14 protein-coding genes and 1 pseudogene are annotated in these 13,556 nt (G+C 75.8%); 7 read left to right on the top strand and 8 right to left on the bottom strand.

Annotated elements, in window-relative coordinates; all coding sequences use genetic code 11:
* The first annotated feature begins 24 nt into the window (after positions 1-24).
* Complete coding sequence (locus OOK41_RS23835; RefSeq protein WP_266266762.1) at positions 25-471, top strand: hypothetical protein; 447 nt, start codon at positions 25-27, stop codon at positions 469-471.
* 24 nt (positions 472-495) lie between these two features.
* Here OOK41_RS23835 and OOK41_RS23830 read toward each other — a convergent pair whose 3' ends face one another.
* From OOK41_RS23830 to OOK41_RS23810, 5 genes are all read right to left on the bottom strand, one after another.
* Positions 496-708: a hypothetical protein gene (locus tag OOK41_RS23830; RefSeq protein WP_117669383.1), complete on the bottom strand. Its 213-nt coding sequence runs from the start codon at positions 706-708 to the stop codon at positions 496-498.
* 181 nt (positions 709-889) lie between these two features.
* Positions 890-1,153, bottom strand: coding sequence for a hypothetical protein (locus tag OOK41_RS23825; RefSeq protein ID WP_117669382.1), 264 nt, complete (start codon positions 1,151-1,153; stop codon positions 890-892).
* Between the two features lie 109 nt (positions 1,154-1,262).
* Entirely contained in the window at positions 1,263-1,724 is a 462-nt protein-coding gene (locus OOK41_RS23820) for an SRPBCC family protein (protein WP_266266761.1), read from the bottom strand.
* A gap of 53 nt (positions 1,725-1,777) precedes the next feature.
* The gene (locus OOK41_RS23815) at positions 1,778-2,194 is read right to left on the bottom strand and encodes a DUF2795 domain-containing protein (protein WP_266267957.1); all 417 of its coding nucleotides are present in this window, start codon (positions 2,192-2,194) and stop codon (positions 1,778-1,780) included.
* Positions 2,195-2,275: 81 nt separating this feature from the next.
* On the bottom strand, positions 2,276-3,256 hold the full coding sequence (locus tag OOK41_RS23810; protein ID WP_266266760.1) for a YihY/virulence factor BrkB family protein: 981 nt from the start codon (positions 3,254-3,256) through the stop codon (positions 2,276-2,278).
* Between the two features lie 164 nt (positions 3,257-3,420).
* Between OOK41_RS23810 and OOK41_RS23805 the strand changes: the two genes are divergently transcribed.
* Positions 3,421-3,822: a ChaB family protein gene (locus OOK41_RS23805; protein WP_266266759.1), complete on the top strand. Its 402-nt coding sequence runs from the start codon at positions 3,421-3,423 to the stop codon at positions 3,820-3,822.
* A gap of 108 nt (positions 3,823-3,930) precedes the next feature.
* Here OOK41_RS23805 and OOK41_RS23800 read toward each other — a convergent pair whose 3' ends face one another.
* Positions 3,931-5,364 carry an aldehyde dehydrogenase gene (locus tag OOK41_RS23800; RefSeq protein WP_266266758.1) on the bottom strand — a complete coding sequence of 478 codons (1,434 nt, stop codon included), beginning with the start codon at positions 5,362-5,364 and terminating at the stop codon, positions 3,931-3,933.
* A gap of 72 nt (positions 5,365-5,436) precedes the next feature.
* Here OOK41_RS23800 and OOK41_RS23795 point away from each other — a divergent pair, with 72 nt between their 5' ends.
* Positions 5,437-7,041, top strand: a complete 1,605-nt coding sequence (locus OOK41_RS23795) for an NAD(P)/FAD-dependent oxidoreductase (protein WP_266266757.1) — start codon at positions 5,437-5,439, stop codon at positions 7,039-7,041.
* 165 nt (positions 7,042-7,206) lie between these two features.
* Here the strand turns inward: OOK41_RS23795 and OOK41_RS23790 are convergent, their stop codons facing one another.
* Together OOK41_RS23790 and OOK41_RS23785 are read right to left on the bottom strand one after the other, a co-directional pair.
* Positions 7,207-7,974, bottom strand: coding sequence for a polyprenol monophosphomannose synthase (locus tag OOK41_RS23790; RefSeq protein ID WP_117669376.1), 768 nt, complete (start codon positions 7,972-7,974; stop codon positions 7,207-7,209).
* A 222-nt stretch (positions 7,975-8,196) separates the two neighbouring features.
* Positions 8,197-8,643 (bottom strand): SRPBCC family protein, encoded by a 447-nt coding sequence (locus tag OOK41_RS23785; RefSeq protein ID WP_117669375.1) that lies wholly within the window; start codon positions 8,641-8,643, stop codon positions 8,197-8,199.
* Positions 8,644-8,930: 287 nt separating this feature from the next.
* On the opposite strand from OOK41_RS23785, the pseudogene OOK41_RS23780 reads away from it, so the two are divergent.
* From OOK41_RS23780 to OOK41_RS23765, 4 genes and pseudogenes are all read left to right on the top strand, one after another.
* Positions 8,931-10,517 (top strand): annotated as a pseudogene (locus OOK41_RS23780) (HAD-IIIA family hydrolase); the annotation flags it as partial.
* Positions 10,518-10,642: 125 nt separating this feature from the next.
* A complete protein-coding gene (locus OOK41_RS23775; protein WP_266266756.1) occupies positions 10,643-11,617 on the top strand; it encodes a glycosyltransferase in 975 nt (324 codons plus the stop codon).
* Positions 11,602-12,816 carry a glycosyltransferase gene (locus OOK41_RS23770; RefSeq protein WP_266266755.1) on the top strand — a complete coding sequence of 405 codons (1,215 nt, stop codon included), beginning with the start codon at positions 11,602-11,604 and terminating at the stop codon, positions 12,814-12,816. The genes OOK41_RS23775 and OOK41_RS23770 overlap by 16 nt, the downstream gene beginning before the upstream one ends.
* Positions 12,816-13,556, top strand: a complete 741-nt coding sequence (locus OOK41_RS23765) for an SIS domain-containing protein (RefSeq protein WP_117669371.1) — start codon at positions 12,816-12,818, stop codon at positions 13,554-13,556. The genes OOK41_RS23770 and OOK41_RS23765 overlap by 1 nt, the downstream gene beginning before the upstream one ends.

The raw sequence follows: 13,556 nt of genomic DNA, 5'->3' as shown, positions 1-13,556 counted from the left end.
GCGGTCGACACGGTGGAGGGACGGATGGGACACCGGGACGGACCCGACGAGCAGCACCGTCGCCCGCCGGGGGTGAGCGACGCCACCGTGGAGGCGCTGGGCAGGCTCAGCGAGGCGCTGGAGACCGTGGAGCGGGCCCGTGGGCACCTCTACTCGATGCACCAACTCATCGGCCACGCCGACCTGATGCTCGACGACGCCGTGGCGAAGTTCCGCGCGGCCGGGCACGACGTGATCGCCGACCGGATCGCCACCGACCTGCTCGGCCGCAACGTGATCGCCGGACGGTGGACCTTCCAGATCGTCGAGGACTTCGACGACGGGTACCACGCGCTGTTCCGGGACCTCGACCGCCAGGCCCGCGAGGAACTGGTCGGTGGCCGGCGGCACCTGTACGAGGCGGAGATGAAGGAGCGGCGGCGCACCCGGGGTCGGCCCGGGCACGAGGCGCGACCGGGCGGCGGGGGCTGACCCCGCGCGCCCGGGCGTCGGGGACTAGTCGGAGGAGGTCGCGCCGGCGGGGCGCCGCCGCGAGGCGTCGTCCGCGATGATCACGGTGGCCACCATCAGGGCGACGCACAGGCTGAACAGCCAGGAGTCGTCGGTGGCGAACCTGGCGGCCACCGGCGCCTGGACGGCGGCGAGGAGGAAGCCGAGCCAGGCGAGGCGGCGCTGACGAACGGTGAGGAAGCCGGAGCCCTGTTGCATCCCGAAAGTCTTACGCGGCCCCCGCCGATCGCCGTCACCCGATTGGCCGATTCTGGATGACCTGTCCGCTTTTTCGGCCATCCGTACGGTGCTTTTTGTCGGTTCGGGGGTAGCGGCCGACCCCCGAACCGGCCCCGCCCGCCGTCGGAAGCGGGGCGGGCGGGGCCGGGCGGGGCGGGCGTCACATGGTGTCCGGGCCGGTCCGACCCGTGGTCGACGCCCGGTACGCCCGGTCGGCGTCCGTGCGCTCGCGCTCCCGTTCGGCCGGCGCCGCGCCGCGGTCCACCGCCTCCGGGCCGTGCCCGAACGCGGCCTCCTCACCGGCGTCGTTGCCGGTCACGTCGTCGGACTGCCCGTCGAGCGTCGACCGGGCCACCGCCCGGTCCAGTTCCTCCAGGGGGAGCCGCTCCTCGTCGCGCCACACATGGCTGTCGTTGTCGGTCATGCTGTCGCGGTACCCGCGGTCGGTGATCGCAAACGGCCGCGCCGCCGCTACCCGGACACGACGATGGCCGCCGGGGGCCGGCGGCCATCGTCAGGGCGTGCGCGGGGGATCAGGGCTGGGGCCGGTCGATGGCACCCCGCCAGGCGCCGGTCTCCTGACCGCGCCGCTCGATGAACTGCTTGAACCGCTCCAGGTCGCCCTTGGCGCGGCGGTCGACGACGCCGAGCTTGTCGCCGGCCTGCTCCACCACCCCGTGCGGCTCGAACTCGAGCTGGAGGGTGACCCGGGTGTGGTCCCCGTCCAGGCGGTGGAAGGTCACCACGCCAGCCTGCTGGGTGCCGCCGGTGGACCGCCAGGCGACCCGCTCGTCGGGCAACTGCTCGGTGATCTCGGCGTCGAACTCGCGCTTGACCCCGGCGATCTCCACCGTCCAGTGGGTCTTCGTGTCGGAGATCTGCCGGACCTCCTGCACCCCCTCCATGAAGTGCGGGAACTCCTCGAACTGGGTCCACTGGTCGTACGCGGTCCGGATCGGCACGGACACGTCAACGTGTTCGGTGACGCCACTCATCGACAATCCTCCTCAGTGCGCCGGTGCTTGGTCCGGATCGTGGGCCGGTCCGGTCACCAGCGCGTCGTCTCGTTCTTGTGCCCGAGCGCGGCCCACACCTCGGAAACCGTCTGGTAGCGGGTGCCCGGCGGCAGGCCCTCCAGGGCGGCGACGATGTCGTCGGGCGCGGTGTTGTCGCGCGCGTTCGCGACCAACGCGTCCCGGTCGCCGGGCAGGGCGGTCATCGTGATGAACCGCCCGAGCCGGCTGCGCCCCTCCACGTCGGAGGAGCTCATCCCCTGCGGCGAGCCGGTGCGCAGCGGGCCGGCCGGTGCTGTGGTCGGCTCCGGCTGGTCCTCGCCCGCGGGCTCGGGCTGCCGGAACTCGTCGACCCGCGAGCCACCGGTCCCCGGGCCCTGAACCAGGCCGCTGACCTCCTGGCCCATCTGCTCGTCGACCCTCGGGCTGTGCTTGCTGCTGCCACGTTCCAAACGGTCCATGCCTTGTGCGCTACCCGAGCGGGCCGCCGGTAAACCGACGGGGACGCCGGACGGGCGGAATGCGGCGACTCGTCACGAGGCGGCCGGTGACCGGGGCGGCAGCACCGGCTCGCCCGGGTCGGGACCGCCGGCCTGGATCTGCCGGCCGCGTTGCAGTTCGGCGTTGATCTGCACGCCCAGCATCAGCGCGCAGTTGGACAGGTAGAGCCAGACCAGGAACGCGATCACCGCGCCGAGGCTGCCGTAGGTGACGTCGTACGAGCCGAAGTTCGCCACGTACAGGCCGAAGCCGAAGGAGGCCAGCGCCCAGGACACCAGGGCCACCGCCCCGCCCGGGGTGAGCCAGCGGAACCGCGGCTGGCGCACGTTCGGGGCGATCCTGAACAGCAGCGACAGCAGCACCATCATCACCATGGCCAGCACCGGCCACTTCACGACGCTCCACGTCGTCCGGGTCAGCCCGCCGGCGTTGACCAGGTCGCCCACCGCGTCGGTGACCGGGCCGCTGACGATCAGACCGGTGGCCACCACGGCCAGCAGCACCAGCGTCACGGCGGCCAGGCCGATCTGTAGCGGGCGTAGCTTCCAGACCGGCCGCCCCTCCCGCACCCCGTAGATCGCGTTGGAGGCCCGGGTGAACGCCCCGATGAACCCGGACGCCGACCAGAGCGCACCGAGCAGGCCGAAGCTGAGCAGCACCTTGGCGCCGCTCTGCTGGTCCACCACGCCCCGCACCACGCTGACGAAACCGTCGTTGCCGACCACCGACCCGGCCCCCACCTCCCGGGCCAGGTCGATCACGGTGTCCACCGTGCGCTCCCCGTCGGAGACCAACCCGACCAGGGCGACCACCACGATGGTGGACGGGAACAGCGCGAGCACGCCGTAGTAGGTGAGCGCGGCGGCCCAGTCCGCGCAGTTGTCCTGCACGAAGTTCCGGCCGCTGCGCACCAGCACCCCGCGCCAGGTGTGCCAGCTCAGTTGGCGTACCCGCCGGGGCAGCCGCAGCGGCCCGCCGGGAGGAGCCGTGCCCGGTTGCGTCGTCGCTGTCATGACCGCCCCCTGCGCCCGGCGGCCCGGGTGATCCGCCCACCCGTCGCTCGCCTGGCCCAGCCGGTACCCGGCGCCGGAAATCGCCAAACCCGGCGCCCGGTTTGGCGGTGCGGCCCGGGGGAACGGTGGGAGTCAGCGATCCCGTCGACGCGGAGGAGGACGACATGCCCGGGCGCGAGGTACTGCCCAGCACGCTGCGGCGCTCCCCGGACAAGGCGCAGCGCACCTGGGAGAAGACGCACGACTCGGCGGTGGAGACGTACGGCGAGGGGGAACGGGCGCACCGTACCGCCTTCGCCGCCGTGAAACACAAGTTCGAGAAGGTGGGCGACCACTGGGAGCCCAAGGGTCGCAAGGGGCCCAGCGACCGCCAGGCGGCCGGTGGCGGCCCGGAGCGACGGGCCCCTACGGCGGGCGGGGTGGACGCCAACGCCACCAAGGACCACCTGATGACGGTGGCCCGCAAACTGGACGTCCCGGGCCGGTCCCGGATGACCAAGCCCGAACTGGTCAGGGCCATCGAGAAGGCCAACGACCGGCAGACCCGCCGGGCCCGCGGCGACTGACTCCGCCGCCACCGCCCGATCCGTCGATCATGGAGTCGTGCCGGGGTACGGAAGCCGCGAAGCGGCCGAACCACCCGGCACGACTCCATGATCGCGCGCGGGGAGGGGTCACCAGTGCCCGCTGCCGGGGGCCTGGATGTGGACCGCCTTGGTGGCGGTGAACTCGTCGAGGAGTTCCGGGCCGTAGCCGTAGCCCCGGCCGCTGGCGCGGCGTGGCTGGGCGGCGCCGCCCGGAGCGCCGCCGAAGACGGCGTTGACCTTGACCGTGCCGACCGGGAGTTCCCGCCAGGCCCGCTGGGCGTGGCTCATCGACCCGGTGAGCACCGTGGCGGCCAGCCCGTACGGCGAGTCGGCGGCGCACCGCAGCGCCTCGCTGAACGAGTCCACCACGACCACCGGGGCGACCGGGCCGAACGTCTCCTCGCGGACCAGGGTCATGTCGTGCCGGCAGTCCGTGACCACGGTCGCCGGGTAGAACGCCCCCGGCCCGTCCGGCAGCGTGCCGCCGGCGCGGACCCGCGCCCCGTCGGCCACCGCCGCCGTCACCTGCCCGTGCACGTGGTCCCGGTGCCGCCGGTCGACCAGCGGCCCGAGTTCGGTCCCCGGGTCCCGGCCGGCACCCGCCCGCAGCGCCTCGGCCCGCCGCACCAGGGCGTCGACGAAGTCCTCGGCGACGTCGCGGTGCACGTAGATCCGCTCCACCGCGACGCAGATCTGCCCGGCGTTGGCGAACGCACCCAGCGCCGCCTGCTCCGCCGCCCAGACCGGGTCGACGCCGGCGTCGACGACCAGCGGGTCGCTGCCGCCGTTCTCCAGCAGCGCTTTCGCCCCGGTCCGGGCCGCCGCCGCGGCGATCGACCGGCCGGTGACGCTGGACCCGACGTGCGCCACCACGTCCACGTCGCTCGCGGCCAGCGCCGCACCGACCTCGCCACCCCCGGTGAGCAGCGACAGCACCCCGGGCGGCAGTGCGCCGTCCAGCGCCCGGGCCAGCAGCCACCCGGTCGCCGGGGTCCGCTCGCTCGGCTTGTGCAGCACCACGTTGCCGGTCACCAGGGCCGCGCCGAGCAGCCCGCAGGAGACTGCCACGGGGTCGTTCCACGGCGTGAGCGCGGCGACCACCCCGCGCGGCTGCGGCGTCATGAAGTCGATCGCCTGCCCGCCGCCGAGCAGGGTCCGCCCGCCGCGCACCGGGCCCAGCTCCGCGTACTGGCGCAGGGTGCCGACACCCGCCTCGACGCCGCCCCGGGCGTCCGCCAGGGGCTTGCCCATCTCGGCGGTGACCGCCGCGGCCAGCTCGTCCGTCGCGGCCTCGACCGCGTCCGCGGCCCGGTGCAGGGCCGCCGCCCGCTCGGCCGGAGCGGTCGCCGCCCACTCGGCCGCCACGCCCCGCGCGGCCTCCACCGCCTTGCCGACCTCGTCCGCCGTCGCCACCGGCACGGTGCTGACCGGCGAGCCGTCGGCCGGATCGTGGACGACCAACTCGCCGCCCGCGCCGCCCGCGCCCCACACTCCACCTATGAGCTGCGAAACCGTGTACATGCGGCGGTGGATGCCCCGGTCCCCCCGGCGCAAACGCGTTTTACCCGGTAACCGGCCGGGTAGCCGGATCGGATGATCTCGACTGGGGTGCAGACGGCGGACGCCGTGGTGGTCGGCGCGGGCCACAACGGCCTGGTGGCCGCCAACCTGCTGGCCGACGCGGGCTGGGACGTGCTGGTGCTGGAGGCGACCGGCGCGCCCGGCGGGGCGGTGCGCTCGGCCGAGGTGACCGCGCCCGGCTATCTCAGCGACCTGTACAGCGCCTTCTACCCCCTCGGGTACGCCTCCCCGGTGCTGGCCGGGCTGGAGCTGGACCGGCACGGCCTGAGCTGGACCCACGCCCCCGACGTGCTGGCCCACCTGCTGCCCGACGGCCGGGCGGCGGTGCTGAACCGGGACCTCGACGCCACGGCGGCCTCGCTGGCGGCGTTCGCCCCCGCCGACGGCGAGCGCTGGCGCCGGGCGTACGCCGACTGGCTGGACGTCGCCGGGCCGATACTGGAGTCCGTCACCACCCCGTTCCCGCCCGTGCGCGGCGGGCTCGCCCTGCTGCGCCGGCTCAGGGTGGGCGGGGCGCTGCGGCTGGCCCGCCGCCTCGTCGTGCCGGTGCGCAGGCTGGGCGAGGAGTTGTTCGACGGCGAGGGCGGCACCCTGCTGCTGGCCGGCTGTGCCCTGCACACCGACCTGGCGCCGGAGGAGGCCGGCTCCGGCGTGTACGGCTGGCTGCTGGCCATGCTCGGCCAGCAGGTCGGCTGGCCGGTGCCGGTCGGCGGGTCGCAGCGGATCACCGACGCGCTGGTGGACCGGCTCACCGCCCGGGGCGGGCGGATCCTCTACGCCGCCCGGGTGGACCGGGTGCTCACGGCCCGGGGCCGGGCGATGGGGGTACGCACCGTCGGCGGCACCGCCTGGCGGGCCCGCCGCGCGGTGCTGGCCGACGTCCCCGCCCCCGCGCTCTACCTGGACCTGGTAGGGCCGGCGACGCTGCCGCCCCGGCTGGTGGCGGACCTCGCGCACTTCCGGTGGGACGGCTCCACCCTGAAGGTCGACTGGGCGCTGTCCGGGCCGGTGCCGTGGGCCAACCCGGCGGTGGCCGCCGCCGGCACGGTGCACCTCGGCGCCGACCTCGACGGTCTGACCGGCTACGCCGCCGAACTGGCCCGGGGCGAGCTCCCCCGGGACCCGTTCCTGCTGACCGGGCAGATGAGCGTCGCCGACCCGAGCCACTCGCCGGCCGGGACCGAGTCGCTCTGGTCGTACACCCACCTGCCGTTCCGGCGGAACTGGCGGGCCGAGGACGTCGCCGCGCACGTCGACCGGATGGAGCAGGTGCTGGAGGCGGCGGCCCCCGGCTTCCGGGCCCGGATCGTCGGGCGGCACGTCGCCGGCCCGGCTGACCTGGAGCGGGGCGACCCGAGCCTGGTCGGCGGGGCGCTGGGCGGCGGCACCGCCGCGGCGTACCAGCAGCTCTTCCTGCGGCCGATTCCCGGCCTGGGTCGCGCGGACACCCCGGTCGACCGGCTGTACCTGGCCAGTTCCTCGGCCCACCCGGGCGGCGGGGTGCACGGCGCGCCGGGCGCGAACGCGGCCCGGGCGGCGCTGGCCCGCGACCGGGCGGTCACCGGCGGGCTCTACGCCGGGGTGATCGGCGCGGCCCACCGGGCGGTCTACCGCTGAGCCCGCCGACCTGCCGGTCCCGCCCGCCGACCCGCCGCTGAGCCCGCCGACCCGCCGCTGAGCCCGCCGACCCGCCGCTGAGCCCGTCGGCCCGTCGTCGAGCGCGGTCGACCGGGCGACGCGGCGGGGCGGGCCCGGGCGCGTCGGCGCCCGGGCCGCGGACGGTCAGCGCTCGATGTTGCGGTGCCGGGTGCGCAGCTTGAACGGCATCAGCGCGCTCTCGATCTTGGTGGCGGTGGTCATCTTCGAGTCGCCGTCGCGGCGCTCCTCGAAGCGGATCGGCACCTCCAGGATGGTGTGGCCGAGCTTCGTGGCCAGGTAGTGCATCTCCACCTGGAAGCTGTAGCCGTTCGACTGCACCCGGTCCAGGCCGATGTCCCGCAGCGCGTCGGCCTGCCAGATCTTGAAACCCGCCGTGAGGTCCCGGATGCGCACCCGCAGCAGCGTGTGCACGTAGAGGTTGGCCCAGCCGCTGAGCGCGCGGCGGTACAGCGGCCACGCCTCGTCGAGCTGGCCGCCGGGGACGTAGCGGGAGCCGATGACCACGCCCGCCCGGGTGGACAGCAGCGCCCCGAGCATGCCGGGCAGCGCCTCCGGCGGGTGGGACAGGTCGGCGTCCATCTGCGCCACGTACTCGGCGCCCCCGTCGAGCGCCCGGGTGATCCCGTCGACGTACGCCCGGCCGAGCCCTTCCTTGCCGGCCCGGTGCACCACCCGCACCCGGTCGGGGTGTTCGAGGGCCAGCTTGTCGGCCACCTCGCCGGTGCCGTCCGGCGAGTTGTCGTCGGCGACCAGCACCGTCAGGCCCGGCAGCGGCAGCGCGAGGAGACGCTCGACCAGCACCGGCAGGTTGCCCGCCTCGTTGTAGGTGGGGACCACGACGGTCAGGCGCGCGTCCCGCCACGGCTCGGGCAACTGCACGGGTTCGATCATGACGGACATCCTCGGTTTGCCGACAGGTTCACCAGAGAGGGTAGCCAGTTGCCCGTCGCGTGTCGTAAAGGCTCCCCGTCCGGTACGAATGACGTGGTGTGTTCGCCGGCCCGGCAGTGACGTCCCCGGGCGATCAGCCCTCGGCCGGGCGCCCCGCTCGGCGTACGCCCGGCTGACCCCGGCGCTCGTCACGGCAGGTCACCGGCCCGCCTCCCCGCCCCGTCACCGGCCCGCCTTCTGCCGGGTCGCGATGTCGGCGAGCCGGCGCAGCGTCTCCCGGTTGCGCTGGTGCAGCACCAGGTCGTTGAGCTTGTTCCGGACCCAGCGCAGCGGGCCGGCGGCGAAGTCCTCGCCGATGCGGACCAGGGTGGCGTTCTCGCCGGCCGGTTCGAGGGTGAACACCACGGTCGCCTCGCCGGCCGGCCACAGCCCGGCCCGGAGCACCAGCCTGCGGGGCGGCTCGCAGGCCAGCACGGTCGAGGTGTCCTGGAGGGAGAACGGCCAGGGCCCGGCCTTGTGGTGCAGCCGGGCGCCGACCCGGGGCCAGGCGTCGTCGACGTCGCGCACGTGCACCGTGCCCACCACCCAGTCGCTGTACGTCCAGCCGTCCGCGAGGACGTCGAAGACCTGCTGCGGGGGTGCCTCGATCACTTCATCCACAGTCGCCACCGCCCTGCCGTACCCGGGTCCGAGGTGGGCTAACGACCCGAGCGGGTTAGCTTCTCCGGTGCGGCGGGTATCGCCGCACCGGAGCCGACGGACGTCCCGTCGCGTCCGCCCCGCCGCCGAAGGTGAGCGCCCGCGACGGCCGCCGGCCCGGAGGGCGGCGCGAGGGCTGGTCCGTCGCACGAGCGGCGCTACCGCGCCCGGGGACGACGTTTACTCCTCAGGGCGCAGGGAACCCGCCGCCCGTGCGACGGGACCAGTTGGAGCCGGATCGGCGCAGGTCAGCCCGGGTGGACCCGGGTGCTGGCCGGGGCCGGTCCGGCGGCGTCCTGTTCGACGCGGTGCTGCTCGACCGGGACGGGACCCTGGTCGAGGACGTGCCGTACAACGGGGATCCGGAGAAGGTGCGGCCGATGCCGGGGGCGCGGGAGGCCCTTGACCGGTTGCGGGCGGCGGGGCTGCGGCTGGGGGTGGTGACGAACCAGTCGGGCCTGGCGCGGGGCTGCTTCACCGCCGGACAACTGGGCCGGGTGCACGCGCGGATCGAGGAACTGCTCGGCCCCTTCGACACCTGGCGGGTGTGCCCGCACGACGACGGGGCGGGGTGCGGGTGCCGTAAGCCGGCGGCGGGGCTGGTGCGCGCCGCCGCCGCCGACCTGGGCACGACGCCGGGACGCTGCGTGGTGGTGGGAGACATCGGCCGGGACATGACCGCCGCCCTCGCGGCGGGCGCGTCCGGGGTGTTGGTGCCGACGCCGGTGACCCGGGCCGAGGAGGTCGCCGCCGCCCCGCACACCGCCCCGACGCTGCCGGCCGCGGTGGAGGAGATCCTGCGCCGGCAGGCCGCCGTCGTCGCGGCCGTGCCGCGCACGGCGGGGACGGTGTTGGTGGTGCGCTCGGACTCGGCGGGGGACGTGCTGGTGACCGGGCCGGGGATCCGGGCGGTGGCGGCGCACGCGGAGCGGGTGGTGCTGTTGTGCGGGCCGCGGGGTCGGGCGGCGGCGGGGTTGTTGCCGGGGGTGGACGAGATCGTCGAGTGGCCCCTGGAGTGGATCGATCCGAAGCCGGCCGGGGTCAATCCGGAGCGGACCCGGCGGCTGGTGCGGCGGCTGGCGGCGGTGGGGGCCGACGAGGCGGTGATCTTCACCAGTTTCCACCAGTCGCCGCTGCCGCTGGCGTTGTTGCTGCGGCTGGCCGGGGTGCCCCGGATCGCCGCGATCAGCGACGACTACCCGGGCAGCCTGCTGGACGTGCGCCACCGCGTCCCGGTGGGAGCGCCGGAGCCGGAGCGGGCCCTGTCGTTGGCCGCCGCCGCCGGCCACGCCCTGCCCGCCGACGACGAACCCCGACTGCGCCTGCGCCGGGACGCGGTGCCGGCCGCGCCGTCGCGGCTCGGCCCGCCCGGGTACGTGGTCGTGCACCCCGGCTCGTCGGCCTCGGCCCGGGCCTGCCCGGCGGAGCTGGCCGCCCGGATCGTCCGGGTGCTCGCCGGCGCCGGTCACCGGGTGGTGGTCACCGGCGGGCCCGGCGAGCGGGAACTGACCGCCCGGGTCGCCGCCGCCGGCGGCACCGACCTCGGGGGACGCACCGGACTCGCCGAGCTGGCCGGGATCATCGCCGGCGCCGGCGCCCTCGTCGTCGGCAACACCGGCCCCGCCCACCTCGCCGCCGCGCTCGGCACCCCCGTGGTCAGCCTGTTCGCCCCCACCGTTCCGTTCGGGCAGTGGGGGCCCTACCGGGTGCCGACCGTCCGCCTCGGCGACGCCGACGCGCCCTGCCGCGACACCCGCTCGGCGGGCTGCCCGGTCGCCGGGCACCCCTGCCTCGCTGGGGTCGACCCCGCCGCGGTCCTCGCCGCGGTCCGGCTCCTCGGCGTGCCCACCACGGGGGCCGCCCGCGCCGACGCCACGGCGGGTGCGGACGCCACGGCCGGAGTCGGCGGTGCGGCCGGCGCCGGTGGGTCGCCGGCGGTCGCCGTGCCGGCCGGTGGCGGGAGCGGCCGATGAACATCCTGGTCTGGCACGTGCACGGCTCCTGGGCCACGTCCTTCGTGCACGGCAGGCACCGCTACCTGGTGCCGGTCACCCCCGACCGGGGCCCCTACGGCCTCGGCCGGGCCCGCACCTACCCGTGGCCCGACGGGGCCGTCGAGGTCACCCCGGCCGAGCTGCGCGGGGCCGAGGTGGACGTGGTGATCCTCCAGCGCCCCGAGGAGTTCGACCTGGCCTCCGAGTGGCTCGGCCGCCGGGTCGGCCGGGACGTGCCGGCGGTCTACGTCGAGCACAACACCCCCAAGGGGGACGTGCCCAACAGCCGTCACCCGATGGCCGACCGCGACGACCTGCTGCTCGTCCACGTAACCGGATTCAACCAGCTCTTCTGGGACAACGGCGGCACCCGCAGCACCGTCGTCGAGCACGGCATCGTCGCCCCGAACGTCGAGTGGACCGGCGAACTCGACCGGCTCGCCGTCGTCATCAACGAGCCGGTACGCCGCTGGCGGGTCACCGGCACCGACCTGCTGCCCCGGTTCGCCGCCCTCGCCCCGCTGGACGTCTTCGGCATGGGGGTCGCCGGGCTCGCCGACCGGCTGGGGCTGCCCGCCGACCGGGTCGCCAGCCACGACGACGTGCCGCAGGACCGGATGCACGCCGAACTGGCCCGGCGGCGGGCCTACCTGCACCTGTGCCGGTGGACCTCGCTCGGGCTCAGCCTGATCGAGGCGATGGCCATCGGCATGCCGGTCGTCGCGCTGGCCACCACCGAGGCGGTGGTGGCGGTGCCGCCGGAGGCCGGCGCGCTCTCCACCCGGGTCGACGACCTGCTGGCGGCGACCCGCCGGCTCCTCGACGACCCGTCGGCCGCCCGCCGCGCGGGCACGGCGTCCCGGCGGGCCGCCCGGGACCGTTACGGCCTGGACCGTTTCCTCGCTGACTGGGACCGGCTGCTGGAGGAGGAAGTATGCGCATCGCGATGATCTCGGAGCACGCCAGCCCGCTCGCCGTCCTCGGCGGCGAGGACGCCGGCGGCCAGAACACGCATGTCGCGGAGCTTTCCGCCGCGCTCGCCGCCGCCGGTCACGACGTGCGGGTGTACACCCGCCGGGACGCGGTGGACCTGCCGGTGACGGTCCGCAGCCCGGACGGGTACGACGTGGTGCACGTGCCGGCCGGGCCGGCCGAGCCGGTCGCCAAGGACGCGCTGCTGCCGCACATGCGGGCGTTCGGCCGCTGGCTGGTCGACCGGTGGCGCGCCGGGGACTGGACGCCCGAGGTGATCCATGCCCACTTCTGGATGAGCGGCCTGGCCGCGCTGGCCGCCGGCCGGCAGACCGGGGTGCCGGTGGTGCAGACGTACCACGCCCTCGGCGCGGTGAAGCGCCGCCACCAGGGCGTCCAGGACACCAGCCCGCCCCGCCGGATCGGTCACGAGCGGGAGCTGGGCCGGGCTGTCGACCGGGTGGTCGCCCAGTGCCAGGACGAGGTCGGCGAGCTGGTCCGGCTCGGGGTGCCCCGGTCGCGGATCACCGTCGTCCCGTCCGGGGTCAACCTCGGCACGTTCACGCCGCTCGGCCCGGCCGCCGCGCGGGGCCCGGGGCGCCGCATCCTCACCGTGGGCCGCCTGGTGGAGCGCAAGGGCTTCCAGGACGTGATCCGCGCGATGCCGCTGGTGCCGGACGCCGAGTGCGTGGTGGTGGGCGGCCCGCCGGAGGGGCTGCTGGAGACCGACCCGCACGCCCGCCGGCTGCGGGCCCTCGCCCAGTCCTGCGGGGTGGACGACCGGGTGACGCTGGTCGGGGCGGTGCCCCGCGAGGAGATGGGCCGCTGGTACCGCTCCGCCGACGTGCTGGTCGCCGCCCCCTGGTACGAGCCGTTCGGGCTGACCCCGCTGGAGGCGATGGCGTGCGGCGTGCCCGTGGTCGGCACGGCCGTCGGCGGGCTGACCGACACCGTGCTCGACGGGGTGACCGGCGACCTGGTGCCGGCCCGGGACCCGCGCGCGCTGGGCGCCGCGATCCGCCGCCTGCTCGACGACCGGATCCGGCGGTTCTCCTACGCCGGGGCGGCCCGCGACCGGGCCCGGCGCAGCTACTCCTGGGCCGCCACGGCCGAGCGGCTGGCCGACGTGTACGGCCAGGTGGCGGCGGTGCGCCGGCCCACCTGGGTGGTCGCCTGATGGCCGCCGCGCCGCCCGGTCCCGCCGGCCCGGCCGCCCCGTCGGTGCTCGACGGGCACCTGGCCAGCCTGGCCGCGGCCCTGCTGCCGTACCGCCGGTCGGAGGAACTGCTGGCCCGGTGGGGCGGGGAGTTGGCGCACCGGCTCGCCGCGGGCGGCCGGTTGCTGGTGGCCGGCAACGGCGGCAGCGCCGCCGAGGCCCAGCACCTCACCGCCGAACTCGTCGGCAAGCTCCGCGACGACCGCCAGCCCCTCTCCGCCATCGCCCTGCACGCCGAGACCTCCGCCCTCACCGCCATCGCCAACGACTACGGCTACGACCACACCTTCGCCCGCCAGGTCCGCGCCCACGGCCGGCGGGACGACATCCTCCTGCTCATGTCCACCAGCGGCACCAGCACCAATCTCCTGACCGCCGCCCACACCGCCCGCGAGACCGGCCTGCTCTGCTGGGCCCTCACCGGCCCCACCCCCAACCCCCTCGCCGACGCCTGCCACGACGTCCTCGCCATCGACTCCCCCGACAGCCAGGTGGTCCAGGAGCTGCACCTGGTCTCCGTCCACGTGCTCTGCGAGTACGTCGACCGGGTGCTGCCCGCCGCCCTCGCGGTGGCCGGCGCGCGCGGCCCGGGCGGCGCGGAACCGGCGGCGGCTCCGTCCGGCGGGCCGGACCGGCCGGTGCGGGCCGGGGTCGAGGTGGTGCTGGACGGCGAGGCCGACCGGCAGGTCGAGACGGGCTGA

The organism is Micromonospora sp. NBC_01655 (assembly GCF_026339755.1).
Taxonomy (GTDB): domain Bacteria; phylum Actinomycetota; class Actinomycetes; order Mycobacteriales; family Micromonosporaceae; genus Micromonospora.
The sequence above is the reverse complement of the archived record's forward strand: the minus strand, read 5'-3'. Positions and strand labels throughout refer to the sequence as shown.

Bases quoted from the DNA above. Each gene is read 5' to 3' on its own strand.
- OOK41_RS23800 (WP_266266758.1), bottom strand. From the start codon at position 5,364: ATGTACACGGTTTCGCAGCTCATAGGTGGAGTGTGGGGCGCGGGCGGC.
- OOK41_RS23795 (WP_266266757.1), top strand. From the start codon at position 5,437: ATGATCTCGACTGGGGTGCAGACGGCGGACGCCGTGGTGGTCGGCGCG.
- OOK41_RS23775 (WP_266266756.1), top strand. From the start codon at position 10,643: ATGAACATCCTGGTCTGGCACGTGCACGGCTCCTGGGCCACGTCCTTC.
- OOK41_RS23830 (WP_117669383.1), bottom strand. From the start codon at position 708: ATGCAACAGGGCTCCGGCTTCCTCACCGTTCGTCAGCGCCGCCTCGCC.
- OOK41_RS23810 (WP_266266760.1), bottom strand. From the start codon at position 3,256: ATGACAGCGACGACGCAACCGGGCACGGCTCCTCCCGGCGGGCCGCTG.
- OOK41_RS23770 (WP_266266755.1), top strand. From the start codon at position 11,602: ATGCGCATCGCGATGATCTCGGAGCACGCCAGCCCGCTCGCCGTCCTC.
- OOK41_RS23835 (WP_266266762.1), top strand. From the start codon at position 25: ATGGGACACCGGGACGGACCCGACGAGCAGCACCGTCGCCCGCCGGGG.
- OOK41_RS23790 (WP_117669376.1), bottom strand. From the start codon at position 7,974: ATGATCGAACCCGTGCAGTTGCCCGAGCCGTGGCGGGACGCGCGCCTG.
- OOK41_RS23805 (WP_266266759.1), top strand. From the start codon at position 3,421: ATGCCCGGGCGCGAGGTACTGCCCAGCACGCTGCGGCGCTCCCCGGAC.
- OOK41_RS23820 (WP_266266761.1), bottom strand. From the start codon at position 1,724: ATGAGTGGCGTCACCGAACACGTTGACGTGTCCGTGCCGATCCGGACC.
- OOK41_RS23765 (WP_117669371.1), top strand. From the start codon at position 12,816: ATGGCCGCCGCGCCGCCCGGTCCCGCCGGCCCGGCCGCCCCGTCGGTG.
- OOK41_RS23825 (WP_117669382.1), bottom strand. From the start codon at position 1,153: ATGACCGACAACGACAGCCATGTGTGGCGCGACGAGGAGCGGCTCCCC.